This is a genomic window from Pseudomonas boreofloridensis (assembly GCF_030580795.1).
Classification (GTDB): Bacteria; Pseudomonadota; Gammaproteobacteria; order Pseudomonadales; family Pseudomonadaceae; genus Aquipseudomonas; species Aquipseudomonas boreofloridensis.
Genome location: NZ_JAUQOQ010000030.1, coordinates 18003 through 30533 on the forward strand (window position 1 = coordinate 18003; position 12531 = coordinate 30533).

Genomic DNA, 12531 nt, shown 5'->3' on the forward strand with positions numbered 1-12531 from the left:
TCCAACAACAATAAAAGGTGACATCGATGTTGAAGCTGACCCAGGCGCTGTTGTGCGCCGCCGCCGTCTCCATGGCCGGGCTCGCCCACGCCGCCGACCCTGTGATCATCAAGTTCGCCCACGTGGTGGCCGACAGCACGCCCAAAGGCCAGGGCGCGCTGATGTTCCAGAAACTGGTGGAGGCCGACCCGCAGCTCAAGGGCAAGGTCAAGGTCGAGGTCTACCCCAACTCTTCGCTGTTCGGCGACGGCAAGGAAATGGAAGCCCTGCTGCTGGGTGACGTGCAGATGCTGGCGCCGTCGCTGGCCAAGTTCGAGCACTACAACAAGCAGGTGCAACTGTTCGACCTGCCGTTCCTGTTCAACGACCTGGCCGCCGTCGACCGCTTCCAGCATGGCCCGCAGGGCAAGGCCTTGCTCACCTCCATGGAAGACAATGGCATTCATGGCCTGGCCTATTGGCACAACGGCCTCAAGCAACTGTCGGCGAACAAGAAGGTGATCCTGCCCAAGGACGCCCGTGGCCTGAAGTTCCGCGTGCAGGCTTCCAGCGTGCTTGAGGAGCAGTTCAAGGCCATCCGCGCCAACCCGCGCAAGATGAGCTTCGCCGAGGTCTACCAGGGCCTGCAGACCGGTACCGTCAACGGCACCGAGAACACCTGGTCGAACTACGAGAGCCAGAAGGTCAACGAAGTGCAGCCGTTCTTCACCGAGACCAACCACGGCCTGATCGACTACATGGTGATCACCAACGCCAAGTTCTGGAACAGCCTGCCCGAAGACGTGCGCGGCGAACTCCAGGCGATCATGGACAAGGTCACGGTCGAGGTGAACAAGCAGGCCGAGGAACTGAACCTGGCCTCGCGGCAGAAAATCATCGACGCCAAGACCAGCGAGATCGACGCGCTCACCCCCGAGCAGCGTGCACAGTGGCGCGAGGCCATGCGTCCGGTGTGGGACAAATTCTCCGAGCAGATCGGCGCCGACCTGATCAAGGCCGCCGACGCCGCCAACACCCCGTCCTGATCGACGTCACCGCCTACGGCCGCCTGTTCGCCAGGCGGCCCGGCCCCTTCCTGTCCGGAGATTGCCCATGCAACGGATCAGATACGTCTGGGAGCATTTCGAGGAAGGCATGATCGCCTTTCTCCTGGCGGCCATGACTTTGATCACCTTCATCTACGTGGCCCTGAACAACCTCTACACGCTGTTCTACAGCCTCAGCGACCGCTTCAGCTTCGCCAGCGAGCCGCTGCTCGACATTGGCGATCACCTGATGGGGTACGCCCAGGAAATGACCTGGAGCATCGCCCTGACCAAGGCGCTGTTCGGCTGGCTGATCTTCTTCGGCATCGCCTATGGCGTGCGCACCGCCGGCCACCTGGGCGTCGACGTACTGGTACGACGTGCGCGCAAACCCGTGCAGCGCGTGTTGGCGATGATCGCCTGCGCCTGCTGCCTGGCCTACGCCGGGTTGTTCCTGATCGCCAGCCTGAAGTGGGTGAGCGCCGTGCTCGCCGCCGGCATCGGTGCCGAGGACCTGGACCGCTACGGCATCCAGATCGGCCACATCGCCTTGATCGTGCCGTTCGGCTTCGCCCTGATCATCGTGCGTTACCTGGAAATCCTCTACCGCATCGTCACCCACCGCCAGACCGGACTGGGCCTGGCAGACGAAGCCGCCGAGGCGAGCAAACTGGCCAACCCGGGCGAGGAGTCACACTGATGACCGTCATCTGCCTGTTCCTGCTGCTGTTCGTGTTCATGTTCCTGGGCGTGCCGATCGCCATTTCCCTGGGGCTGTCCGGCGCGGTGTCGATCCTGCTGTTCAGCCAGGACTCGCTCAGCTCGCTGGCGATCAAGCTGTTCGAGACGTCCGACAGCTACACCTTCCTGGCCATCCCGTTCTTCCTGCTGTCGGGCGCGTTCATGACCACCGGTGGCGTGGCCCAGCGCCTGATCGATTTCGCCAACGCCTGCGTCGGCCACATTCGCGGCGGCCTGGCGATTGCGGCGGTGCTGGCGTGCATGCTGTTCGCCGCGTTGTCCGGTTCATCGCCCGCCACCGTTGCGGCGGTGGGCTCGATTGCCGTGGCCGGCATGGTGCGCTCGGGCTATCCCAAGGAATTCGGCGCCGGGATCATCTGCAACGCCGGTACCCTGGGCATCCTGATTCCGCCGTCGATCGTCATGGTGGTGTACTCGGCCGCCACCGAAACCTCTGTGGGCAAGCTGTTCATGGCCGGTGTGGTGCCGGGCATTCTGCTGGGCCTGTTCCTGATGGTGACCATCTACATCGTGGCACGCATCAAGAAGCTGCCCGCGCAGCCACGGGTCAGCTTCGCCGAATGGCTGCGCACCGCGCGCCGGGCGTTCTGGGGGCTGTTGCTGCTGGTGATCATCCTCGGCGGCATCTACAGCGGCATGTTCACCCCCACCGAAGCGGCGGCGGTGGCGGCGGTGTACTCGGCGTTCATCGCCCTGTTCGTGTACCGCGACATGAGCTGGCGCGAGTGCCCCAAGGTGCTGCTCGAGTCCGGCCGGTTGACCATCATGCTGCTGTTCATCATCGCCAACGCCATGCTCTTCGCCCATGTGCTGACCACCGAGCAGATTCCTCAGCAGATCACCCAATGGGTGCTGTCCGAAGGCCTGACGCCGCTGGGCTTCCTGATCATGGTCAACGTGGTGCTGCTGGTGGCCGGCAGCTTCATGGAGCCGTCGGCGATCATCCTGATCCTGGCGCCGATCTTCTTCCCCATCGCCATGAAGCTGGGTATCGACCCGATTCACCTGGGCATCGTCATGGTGGTGAACATGGAGATCGGCCTGGTGCACCCGCCGGTGGGGCTGAACCTGTTCGTCACCAGTGCGGTGACCGGCCTGACCCTGGGCCAGACCATTCGCGCGGCGCTGCCGTGGTTGTCGATCCTGCTGCTGTTCCTGGTGCTGGTGACCTACGTGCCGTTCATCTCGCTGGCCTTGCCGGCCTGGTTGGGCATGCCGTAGCCGGTGCGCGAAGGCGGCGGGCGACCGGTGGTGCGATAAGGACGCAGCGCAACTCCCAGGGCTTGGATATCATATCGCCAGTAATGCAACGCAACCTTTCGAGTGCCGCCCGGGTCGAAGGTTGCGTTGCCCGTGCCGGGCTTGCGTTGCCCGTGCCGGGCTTGCGCAGCCCGCACCGGCGTGCCTTGCAGATATTCCTTGTCAGCCATGGAAAGGCGCCCCGTCTTCCTTCGAGTACCCCAATCATGCTGCATCTCTTCCGCCGGTCCGGCGAGCTTCAGGCGCTCAAACAGCTGACCCAATCTTTGTCCCTTTCAGGCCAAGGCCCGGCCAACTGGATGGCCGTGCAACAGGCCTGGACCTCCCGTGAATCGCAGGCCGCGCAGGACCAGGCGCGCATCGCCGAACTCGAGCGCGAGCTGGAGTCGGCGCGTCAGTTGCTGGCCGAGGCCGACGCCACGGCGCGCGCTTCGGAAACCCGCTTCGACCTGGTCAACCGCGCCTCCAGCGAGGGCCTGTGGGACATGGAGGTGGTCGCGGGCGACCCGGTCAACCCGCGCAACCGCTTCTGGTGGTCGCAGCAGTTCCGCGAAATGCTCGGCTTTCGCAACGAGCAGGACTTTCCCAACGTGTTGGCCAGCTGGGCCGACCGGCTCCACCCGGACGATCGCGCGGCCACGCTGGATGCCTTCGCCCGCCACCTGAACGACAAGTCCGGCATGACGCCCTATCGGGTCAAGAATCGCCTGGCCATGAAGGACGGCAGCTACCGCTGGTTCTTCGCCCAGGGCGAAACCCTGCGCGACGGCCGTGGCACGCCGCTGCGCGTGGCCGGTGCCCTGCGTGACATTCACGATGAGCTCGAGCGCGCGGCCGAGCACGAGGTGATCATCACCCGCTTCGAGCTGGCCCGCGAAATGCTCTCCGATGGCTTGTGGGACATGGAAGTGATCGCCGGGGACCCGGTGAACCCGAAGAACCCCTTCTGGTGGTCGCCGCAGTTCCGCCGTCTGCTCGGTTTCGAGACTGTCGAGGAATTCCCCGATGTGCTCGACAGTTGGGCCTCGCGCCTGCACCCGGACGACAAGGGCTACAGTCTGGACGCCTTCCAGGCGCACCTGAACGACCGCAGCGGCAAGACTCCCTTCGATGTCGAGTACCGGCTGAAGATGAAGAGCGGCGAGTACCGCTGGTTCCGTGCCCGTGGCCAGACCAAGCGCGATGCCAGCGGCGCGCCGCTGCGGGTGGTGGGGGCCTTGGTGGACGTGGACCTGCAGCACCAGCAGAACGCCATGCGCGAGACCGAGGCGGCGCACCAGCGCACCCTGGAATCGAACATCACCAAGCTGACGCAGATCGTCGGCACCATCCAGAGCATCGCCAGCCAGACCAACCTGCTGGCACTCAATGCGGCCATCGAAGCGGCCCGTGCCGGCGAGGCGGGCAGGGGCTTCGCCGTGGTGGCCGATGAGGTGAGGAAGCTGGCGACGCGCACCACCGAAGCCACCGAGCAGGCTGCGGACATGATGCGCGGTTGAGGCGCGGCGGGGCTGCCGTGCAGCCCCGGCCGTGGTGTTCAGTCGTCGGGATTGTCGCGCTCGAAGGTGGTTTCCAACAGCGCTCTCACGGCCTCGCTCGGCGAGCCGAGGTAGTGCTTCTCGAATGCGCCGTCGCTGTCCTCGCGCGTGGCCAGCAAGCCCCACGATTGCGTGCCCTTGGCGTTGAAGACCACCACCAGTTGGTTGTCCTTGCAGTCGTGGGGCTTGCACACGTTACCCACCAGCACCGTGTCGTCGCCCAGCTTGACCTTGCGCAGCGGCGTGGCGGTGCCTTTGGCCTGGCTGATCCACTCCGGCAGCACCAGCATCTTGGCGTAGGCCGCCTTGTAGGGCGCTTTTTGCACCAGATCCGGCAAGTATTGATCGGCGGCAGTGGCCTGAAGGGCGCAGCAGGTGAGCAGGGTTCCCAGCAGCAGAGAGGGGGTGAGCTTCATCGACGACTCCTGTGATGACTGTGCCTGGCGCTGACCATCCGACCCAGGCCGAGCGATGCGCCGCTGCTGTTCAGCGTAGTTGGGATTTACGTACGGTTGTAGACGAATCCATCAGAAAGGCATTCATGTGCCTGCCTAGTGCGCCGCTGCCTATTAAATCCAATCTGTCGAAGTGCGACATATGCGCGCATCGGTGTAGGTATTCATCACGCTTATTTATTAAGAATTACTTTCATTACGGACGCCTCAATGGAAGAACTCTATATATTGGATCCTAAAATAAACATTCAATAAAGCCGCTGTAGGGTCGATATGTTTGGTATGTCCAATTACATTCGAGATTAAAATGAATTTCATAAGAAACGCACGATTATCGACCAAACTTATGACGGCCTTCGGTGTCTGCGCGCTCATCACCTTAGCCATCGGTCTGCTGGGCGGGCGCGGTGTCAGCCAGATGGCGCAGAGCCTCGGCCTGGTGTTCTCCAACAACCTGGTGTCGGTGGCCAAAACCGGGGAGGCCAAGGCCATGGCCATTTCCCAGCAGCGCAACCTTTATTCGTTGATTACCGCCACTGCCGAAAACGCCGATCAAGCGACCAAAGATCAAATCCTGCGGTATATGGCGGCCGACCGTGCCGCCAGCGAAAAAGCCTTCGCCATTTATCGCGCGACGCCGCTGGAAGATGACGAGCGGGCGGCGGGCGATCGCATGGAAAAGTTGTGGCCGGTGTATCAGGCGCAATTGCAGCAGGTGGTCAACCTGGCGCAGGCGGGTGATTTGAAAGGTGCCCGTGCGGTACTGTCGGGTGAGTTGGCACAGTCGTACGACAAGATCCTGTCCGAGTTGACCATCATGGTCGAATCCAACAACCGTCAGATCGGTGAAGGATCTCAGGCTGCCGATGAGTTGGAAAACCAAGTGACCACGGTGTTGTACGCCGGTATCGTCATCGCCTTCATCATCGCCTTTGCCCTGGGTCTGTTCATCAGCCGCCTGATAAGCCGACCCATCGTCGAAGCCGTGACGGCTGCCCAGCGCGTCGCCCAAGGCGATCTGACCCAGAAAGTCTCCAGCACCAGCCGCGACGAAACCGGCGACCTGATCAACGCCATCGGCGACATGCAGAACAGCCTCAAGTCGACCCTGCACCAGATCTCCGACGCCGCCAACCAACTGGCCTCGGCCGCCGAAGAGCTCAACTCGGTGACCGAAGACGGCAGCCGTGGCCTGCTCAAGCAGAACGACGAAATCCAGCAGGCGGCCACCGCCGTCAACGAGATGACCTCGTCGGTGGACGAAGTGGCGCGCAATGCCGTGTCCACCTCCGAAGCCTCGAAAGCTGCCCGCGAACAGGCCGACCAAGGCGTGGGCCAGGCCCGTGAGGCGGTGGCTGCGGTAAACAACGCCACCGTGGAAATCCAGGCCTCTTCGGACACCGTCGAGCACCTGGCCGGCCAGGTGAAAGACATCGCCAAGGTGCTGGACGTGATCCGTGGCATTGCCGAGCAGACCAACCTGCTGGCACTGAACGCCGCCATCGAAGCCGCCCGTGCCGGCGAGCAAGGCCGTGGGTTCGCGGTGGTCGCCGACGAAGTGCGGGCGCTGGCTGCCCGGACCCAGTCTTCGACGGTTGAGATCGAGCAGATGATCGGCAGCGTCCAGGCCCGTGCCGACCAAGCGGTGGTGGCCATGGCCAAGAGCCAGACGCTGGTCAACAACACCCAACAATTGGCCACGGCCACCGGTCAGGCGCTCGAATCCATCGCCTCGGGCATCGCCAGCATCAACGACCGCAACCTGGTGATCGCCACCGCGTGCGAAGAGCAGGCCAACGTGGCCCGCGAAGTGGACAAGAATCTGGTCAACATCCAGGACCTCTCCACCCAGACCGCAGCCGGTGCCCACCAGACCACCGCCTCGGCCCAGGAGCTGTCGCGCCTGGCCATCTCGTTCAACGACCTGGTCGGCCGCTTCCGCCTCTGATCGGCGTCACCCTGAACAGGGCACCCGCTGCAAGCAGCGTGGTGCCCTGTAGGCGTTTAGCGAGCGAGTGGTTTCAGCGGGCGTAATGCATCGACGGTTCGTCGGCGTCCTGCTGCAGGTTGTTGTAGAAGATGCAGCCGATCAGCCGCGAGAACAGCGTGAGGGTTTCTGCCAGGTCAGGATCGTCCAGGGCGGTGCGCGTGATGTCCAGCGCACACAGCGCGCCGTACAAACGCCCATCCGGCAGGAAGATCGGCACGCCGGCATAACTTTCCAGCTTGTACTGACGCACGATCGGCTTTTGCGCGAAGCGCTTCACCTCGCTGATCGACGAAATCAGCAAGGCGCTGGGCAGGGTGCGGAATTCATCGCAGATGGTGGTTTCGATCGGCACGCTTTCGCCGACGTCCGGGCCGATGTCGTCGGGGTCGTGCACCGAGCAGGTGAGCCATTCGTCTTCGTTGAACTTGGCAATCGCCGCGAACTTCATGCGGGTGATACGAGTCACTAGCCTGAGGATGCTGGTGGTGGCTTCGATCTCGGCAATGGCATTTCTCTCGGGTTGAGACAAATACTGCGACAGCTCTAGAGTCTGGGTATGCATGGGCGCTCTTCAATGTGTGTTGTGCTGCACGTGACGATGACGTCGAGCCCACCGCCGACCCTGTATTGACCGACTACCCATCCTGGTCCAAGTCATTGCCCCACATCCAAGTGTGAGGATGCTAGCACGGCGCCTTCGCGCGGCAGCGCTTCGAACAGATGACCTTTACGTGCTGAACTATCCAGGCGGGTTGTTTCCAGCCTGCCCCCAACACTTCAGACATTTTTTTCAGGGAGATAGTTGAATGTATCCGTTGGCCAAACCCTTTGTCTTGACCGTTGGGCTGCTGGCACTGGCAGCCTGCGATGCGGGCAATACTGCCAAGCCCTCGGCCACCGAGGCGCAGGGCTTTTCCTTCGATGGCCACTGGAGCGTCGCCGGTGTGGCGGTGTCCGATGATGGCGTGCAGGCACTGGTCGATAACGACCCAAGCCTGATGAACAGAACCCTCACCTTCAGCCCCGAGCTGCTGAAATGGGATGCCCAGGACGGGCCGGACGATGCGTGCAAAGACCCAAGCATCAATGCGCTATCCAGTACCCCCGCCGCCAACAAGCTGGCCCTGCTCGACAAGCTGGGCATGAGCGATACCACGGCCTATTCCGTGCGCTGTGAAACCGGCTCCTGGGGCCCGGTCAAAGGCGCCGGCCAGATCTTCTACACCACCGCTGCCGGCGACGTGGCGCTGGTCTGGTACGACGGCGCACTGCTCAAGCTCAAACCCGTGCGCTGAGCACAACCGCTCGCACAACCCGCCACAGCGACTACACTGCCCTGACCGCCCCTTGGGGCGAAGGCAGGCATGGGCCCGCCGCACGCGTCACGGCAACCTACCGCGCGTGTGGCCGGGCAGCCCGATCTACGGACAGGTCGGGTCAAGGATTGGTTTTCCATAACCGTCTGGCTGTAAGGGATACACCATGCACACCCTCACTGGAAAAGTCGCCGCCATCACCGGCGCAGCGGCCGGTATTGGCCTGGAATGCGCACGGGCGATGCTCGCCGAAGGCGCCAAGGTCATGTTGATCGACCGTTCCGAGCAGGCCCTGGAGCAGGCCTGCCACGAACTCGGCGGCAACGCCTCACCCTGGGTCGCCGACCTGCTCGATCCCGCGAGCGTCAACGGCCTGCTGCCCGCCATCCTCAGGCGCTACGGCCGCCTGGACATCTTCCACGCCAACGCCGGTGCCTATGTCGGCGGCGACGTGCTCGAAGCGGACCCGGACGCCTGGGACCGCATGCTCAACCTCAACGTCAACGCCACCTTCCGCGCCATCCGCACGGTGCTGCCACACATGGTCGAGCGCTGCACCGGCGACATCGTCATCACCAGCTCAGTGGCCGGCGTGGTGCCGGTGGTATGCGAGCCGGTCTACACCGCCTCCAAGTTCGCCGTGCAGGCCTTCGCCCACACCGTGCGCCGCCAGGTGGCGCGCCACGGCATCCGCGTCTGCTCGGTGCTGCCAGGCCCGGTGGTCACCGCACTGCTCAAGGACTGGCCCAAGGACAAGCTCAACGAAGCCCTGGCCAACGGCTCGCTGATGGAGCCACGCGAAGTGGCCGAATCGGTGCTGTTCATGCTCAGCCGCCCGCGCAACGTCACGGTGCGCGATCTGGTGGTGTTGCCGAGCAATGTCGATCTGTAGAGCGTCCTCGCGAATGCACCCACAATCATAAGAAGAGGTAGACATGATCCTTGATAAATTCAGGCTCGACGGCCAGGTCGCGCTGGTGACCGGCGGAACACGCGGCATTGGTCTGGCGATCGCCCAGGCCCTGGGCGAGGTGGGGGCCTATGTGGTCATCAGCGGGCGCCGCTTCAACGATGCCGCAGCCGCGGTGTTGGAAGAAGCAGGCGTAGCCTTTCGCTTCATCGAAGCCGAACTCACCGAACCCGACGCCGCCGCCCGCCTGGTGGCGCGCGCCCACCAGTGGCACGGCCGACTGGATGTGCTGGTCAACAACGCCGGCATCGCCAGCCACGGCTGCACCGAGCAGTACCCCGACCAGGCCTGGCGCGACGTGATGGCGGTCAACCTCGACGCCGTGTTCCGCTGCTGCCGCGCCGCGCTGCCGATCATGCGCGAACAGGGGCGCGGGGCGGTGTTGAATGTCGGGTCCATGTCGGGGTTGGTGTCGAACGTGCCGCAGCAGCAGGTGGCGTACAACGCGTCCAAGGCGGCGGTGCATATATTGACCAAGAGCTTGGCCAGTGAAGTGGCGGGGCAGGGGATTCGGGTGAATGCCGTGGCGCCGGGGTATATCGAGACGGATTTGTCGCGCGGGGGGATGGAGAATGAGGCGTGGTTTTGTAAGTGGATGGAGATGACGCCGATGGGGAGGGTGGGGCAGCCGGAGGAAGTGGCGGCGGTGGCGGTGTTTTTGTGTTCGGGGGCGGCGAGTTATGTGACGGGGGAGGTTGTGGTGGTGGATGGGGGGTATTTGGTGAGGTGAGGGGAGAGAGGGTCAGATTTTTGTGTGCGGGCCGATAACGGCCTGCCGTCAGGCTGGCCATGCTTTTACCAGGTCGGCCTGACAAATCGATCTCCGTACAGAATCGCGAATTGATTCATCGCATTTTTCCAATCATGGGCTGCTGAGCCCCAGTTTGCCGTGATGTTCCGCAGCCCCAGCCAGATTAGCTTGGTGGCGGCCTCATCCGTTGGGAAGTGACCGCGCGTTTTAATGATCTTGCGTAACTGGGCGTTGATGCTTTCGATCGCGTTGGTCGTATAGATCACTTTTCGAATGCCCGACGGGAAGACAAAGAATGGAGTCACTCTAGGCTCTTCGAGAGAGTCTAGGAAAGCAGGTGCGATTCATTGAGCTATCGTGCTAGCTGGTCTGATGTTTTTGGTTAATTCACTCAGGAGGGTATGCATGCGGGAAAAATACGGTTTGCAGTTTTTCAATAGTGATGGGTCGCTGCTCATGGAGGTTGGCCCACACGTTGTTCGGGAGATGCCCCAGTTTTCTGAAAAAATAGGCGAAATAGCGGCGTGCTGGGCGCAGGCCGAAGTACACCTGAACTGTCTTTTTGCAGTCTTATTAGATGTAACGCCAGACGATGCCGCGTGTAGATTGAAACGATATAAAACGGCGGCACAGGCAGCGGAAGGGGCTAGGGCTATCGCAGCTGATTATCTCGCCGGTGAAGAGCTGAAAAATGTCAATGACATCTTGGATCGGTTGAACTCGATACGGCCTCGCCGAAATCGTATCCAGCATGATGTTTGGGCCAGAAAGGGAGGTGTTGAAGATAAGCTATATGCAGTTCATGCTGACCAGTACCTTGAATTTACGACGAGAATGCTTGAGTTAACAGAGTCGAAGTTTTCTGAGGGTGAAAAGGTCGATCAAATCATACGCTTGGATGAAGAGTTCGCAGGCAAAGTGTCAGCCAGCTTTACGGTGGAGGAGCTTGAAGCTCTTGAATATGAGCTGGGTGAGGTGAGTAAGGACCTCATGACTGCAATGTTCGCTCGGCTTTTGGCCCGTAAAGAAAACTGATGTGGAGAGTTGCGGCTTTGCAGTCGCCCATTCCTTGCGCTACGCCCTCTGTCTATATCAGAGGGGGCTCGGGCGATTATTGGTAGAGCCTGTGCTAGCCCACCCTGCTAAAATCTCCGGCAACTCATGGACAGGAAGACTATCAGCATGCCCGCGATGTGGATGATTCGAGGTGACGGCGGTCGACTTTACGATGATTTTCGTGACCGTAGCCTGGCAGCTATCGGCTGGGCTCAACTTGCCGTTGAAGCTAAGCCCGGTGTTTCTCGCAAAGCCCTTATCCAAGCCTACAAAGACCTCCAGCCTGGTATCAAAGACGCCACTGCCGTTTCCGGCGCCTCGCAGGTTTTCCGCTTCGTTAACGAGATCAAAATCGGCGACACCGTCGTTACATACTCCCCTGCCAACCGCACCTATTTGGTCGGTGCCTTCACAGGCCCCAGTCAGTACCGTGAAGACCTGGCACATGAGGGCATGGCGCTGGCCCGCCCAGTGGAATGGTATTCGCTTGAAGTCGACCGCGATAAGCTCACCAGCGCCAGCCGTAACAGCCTGGGTTCTACATTGACCGTTTTCAATGTCGCTGAAGATGCGCAGAAAGAGCTGCTGGCACTTGCTAGTGGCAAGACACTGTCCGCCTCGGTGAAGGATGCCATCGAAGAAACCGAAGTATTGGAAGACCCATTGAAAGGCGTGCAGGAAATTGCCTTCGAGCGGATCAAGGACCAGATCAACAGCCTGGACTGGGCAGACATGCAGGAGTTGGTAGCGGGCATTCTGCGAGCGATGGGATACAAGACACTCGTCTCGCCTGCGGGCGCTGATCGAGGTAAAGACATCATTGCGTCTCCAGATGGGTTCGGCTTCGAGCCGCCGCGAATCGTGGTCGAGGTGAAGCACCGTGAAGCTCGGATGGGCAGTAATGAGATTCGTAGCTTTCTCGGTGGACGCCACAAGGATGATCGGGGTTTGTATGTGAGCACGGGCGGGTTTACGAAAGACGCGCTGTATGAGGGAGAGCGAGCGAATGTGCATTTGACTATGTGGACGTTGGATGAGCTAGCGCGAACGCTGATGGCGCATTATCCGGCTACTGATCCGCAGACTAAGCGGTTGGTGCCTTTGACTTATTTTTATGTGCCGGCTTGAAGTGGGGTGGTGCTGGTGGCAAGGGTAGGGAGCGGTCATGATCGCTTGATTGTGGTTGAGTTATTTGCATACCTTTGGGCCGGGGTAATTTGAATTCATTCATCATCTTTCTGATTTATAGAGATATTTTATTTTTTGTTTTTGGCCGGAATAGGGTATGTCAGAAATTTTGTGTTCGGGCATAAAATGAGCAAGAGGTGCATGTATGCCAACCAAGAAGAAACCCCTGCGTGACCTACCAAAAATCCCCAAGGAGCTGCTCGAGCAGTTCGGTGAGGGC

Annotated in this window: 13 protein-coding genes and 3 pseudogenes; 12 read left to right on the plus strand and 4 right to left on the minus strand. The window is 61.3% G+C overall.

Annotated features, from left to right (window positions below; translation table 11 throughout):
• Positions 1 to 26: 26 nt before the first annotated feature.
• The 3 genes from Q6A47_RS22160 to dctM all read left to right on the plus strand — a co-directional run bounded on the left by Q6A47_RS22160 (position 27) and on the right by dctM (position 3008).
• Complete coding sequence (locus tag Q6A47_RS22160; RefSeq protein WP_304485397.1) at positions 27 to 1025, plus strand: TRAP transporter substrate-binding protein; 999 nt, start codon at positions 27 to 29, stop codon at positions 1023 to 1025.
• Between the two features lie 67 nt (positions 1026 to 1092).
• Positions 1093 to 1725, plus strand: a complete 633-nt coding sequence (locus Q6A47_RS22165; RefSeq protein ID WP_029615028.1) for a TRAP transporter small permease — start codon at positions 1093 to 1095, stop codon at positions 1723 to 1725.
• Positions 1725 to 3008 carry a C4-dicarboxylate TRAP transporter large permease protein DctM gene (gene dctM, locus Q6A47_RS22170; RefSeq protein ID WP_304485398.1) on the plus strand — a complete coding sequence of 428 codons (1284 nt, stop codon included), beginning with the start codon at positions 1725 to 1727 and terminating at the stop codon, positions 3006 to 3008. The genes Q6A47_RS22165 and dctM overlap by 1 nt, the downstream gene beginning before the upstream one ends.
• Here dctM and Q6A47_RS22175 read toward each other — a convergent pair.
• A complete protein-coding gene (locus Q6A47_RS22175) occupies positions 2957 to 3217 on the minus strand; it encodes a hypothetical protein (RefSeq protein WP_304485399.1) in 261 nt (86 codons plus the stop codon). The genes dctM and Q6A47_RS22175 overlap by 52 nt on opposite strands.
• A gap of 315 nt (positions 3218 to 3532) precedes the next feature.
• Between Q6A47_RS22175 and Q6A47_RS23170 the strand changes: the two are divergent.
• Positions 3533 to 4252: pseudogene (locus Q6A47_RS23170) on the plus strand (PAS domain-containing protein); the annotation flags it as partial.
• Between the two features lie 21 nt (positions 4253 to 4273).
• A pseudogene (locus tag Q6A47_RS23175) lies at positions 4274 to 4522 on the plus strand (methyl-accepting chemotaxis protein); the annotation flags it as partial.
• Positions 4523 to 4584: 62 nt separating this feature from the next.
• Here Q6A47_RS23175 and Q6A47_RS22185 read toward each other — a convergent pair.
• Positions 4585 to 5001: an Ivy family c-type lysozyme inhibitor gene (locus tag Q6A47_RS22185; RefSeq protein ID WP_304485401.1), complete on the minus strand. Its 417-nt coding sequence runs from the start codon at positions 4999 to 5001 to the stop codon at positions 4585 to 4587.
• 346 nt (positions 5002 to 5347) lie between these two features.
• Between Q6A47_RS22185 and Q6A47_RS23230 the strand changes: the two are divergent.
• Both Q6A47_RS23230 and Q6A47_RS23235 read left to right on the plus strand, forming a co-directional pair.
• Positions 5348 to 6130 (plus strand): annotated as a pseudogene (locus Q6A47_RS23230) (MCP four helix bundle domain-containing protein); the annotation flags it as partial.
• Positions 6125 to 6988, plus strand: a complete 864-nt coding sequence (locus Q6A47_RS23235) for a methyl-accepting chemotaxis protein (protein WP_408082848.1) — start codon at positions 6125 to 6127, stop codon at positions 6986 to 6988. The pseudogene Q6A47_RS23230 and the gene Q6A47_RS23235, both read left to right, overlap by 6 nt.
• Positions 6989 to 7061: 73 nt before the next feature.
• Here the strand turns inward: Q6A47_RS23235 and Q6A47_RS22195 are convergent, their stop codons facing one another.
• Positions 7062 to 7592 carry a GAF domain-containing protein gene (locus tag Q6A47_RS22195; protein WP_304485403.1) on the minus strand — a complete coding sequence of 177 codons (531 nt, stop codon included), beginning with the start codon at positions 7590 to 7592 and terminating at the stop codon, positions 7062 to 7064.
• 244 nt (positions 7593 to 7836) lie between these two features.
• On the opposite strand from Q6A47_RS22195, the gene Q6A47_RS22200 reads away from it, so the two are divergent.
• The 3 genes from Q6A47_RS22200 (at position 7837) to Q6A47_RS22210 (ending at position 10046) form a co-directional block, all read left to right on the plus strand.
• Entirely contained in the window at positions 7837 to 8325 is a 489-nt protein-coding gene (locus Q6A47_RS22200) for a hypothetical protein (RefSeq protein ID WP_304485404.1), read from the plus strand.
• Between the two features lie 187 nt (positions 8326 to 8512).
• Positions 8513 to 9238, plus strand: a complete 726-nt coding sequence (locus tag Q6A47_RS22205; protein WP_039580381.1) for an SDR family oxidoreductase — start codon at positions 8513 to 8515, stop codon at positions 9236 to 9238.
• Positions 9239 to 9281: 43 nt separating this feature from the next.
• Positions 9282 to 10046: an SDR family NAD(P)-dependent oxidoreductase gene (locus Q6A47_RS22210; RefSeq protein ID WP_304485405.1), complete on the plus strand. Its 765-nt coding sequence runs from the start codon at positions 9282 to 9284 to the stop codon at positions 10044 to 10046.
• 65 nt (positions 10047 to 10111) lie between these two features.
• Here the strand turns inward: Q6A47_RS22210 and Q6A47_RS22215 are convergent, their stop codons facing one another.
• A complete protein-coding gene (locus tag Q6A47_RS22215; RefSeq protein WP_369811590.1) occupies positions 10112 to 10411 on the minus strand; it encodes a transposase in 300 nt (99 codons plus the stop codon).
• 61 nt (positions 10412 to 10472) lie between these two features.
• Here Q6A47_RS22215 and Q6A47_RS22220 point away from each other — a divergent pair, with 61 nt between their 5' ends.
• Both Q6A47_RS22220 and Q6A47_RS22225 read left to right on the plus strand, forming a co-directional pair.
• Entirely contained in the window at positions 10473 to 11102 is a 630-nt protein-coding gene (locus tag Q6A47_RS22220) for a hypothetical protein (RefSeq protein ID WP_304485406.1), read from the plus strand.
• 147 nt (positions 11103 to 11249) lie between these two features.
• Positions 11250 to 12251, plus strand: coding sequence for a restriction endonuclease (locus tag Q6A47_RS22225; RefSeq protein WP_304485407.1), 1002 nt, complete (start codon positions 11250 to 11252; stop codon positions 12249 to 12251).
• The last annotated feature ends 280 nt before the right edge of the window (positions 12252 to 12531 follow it).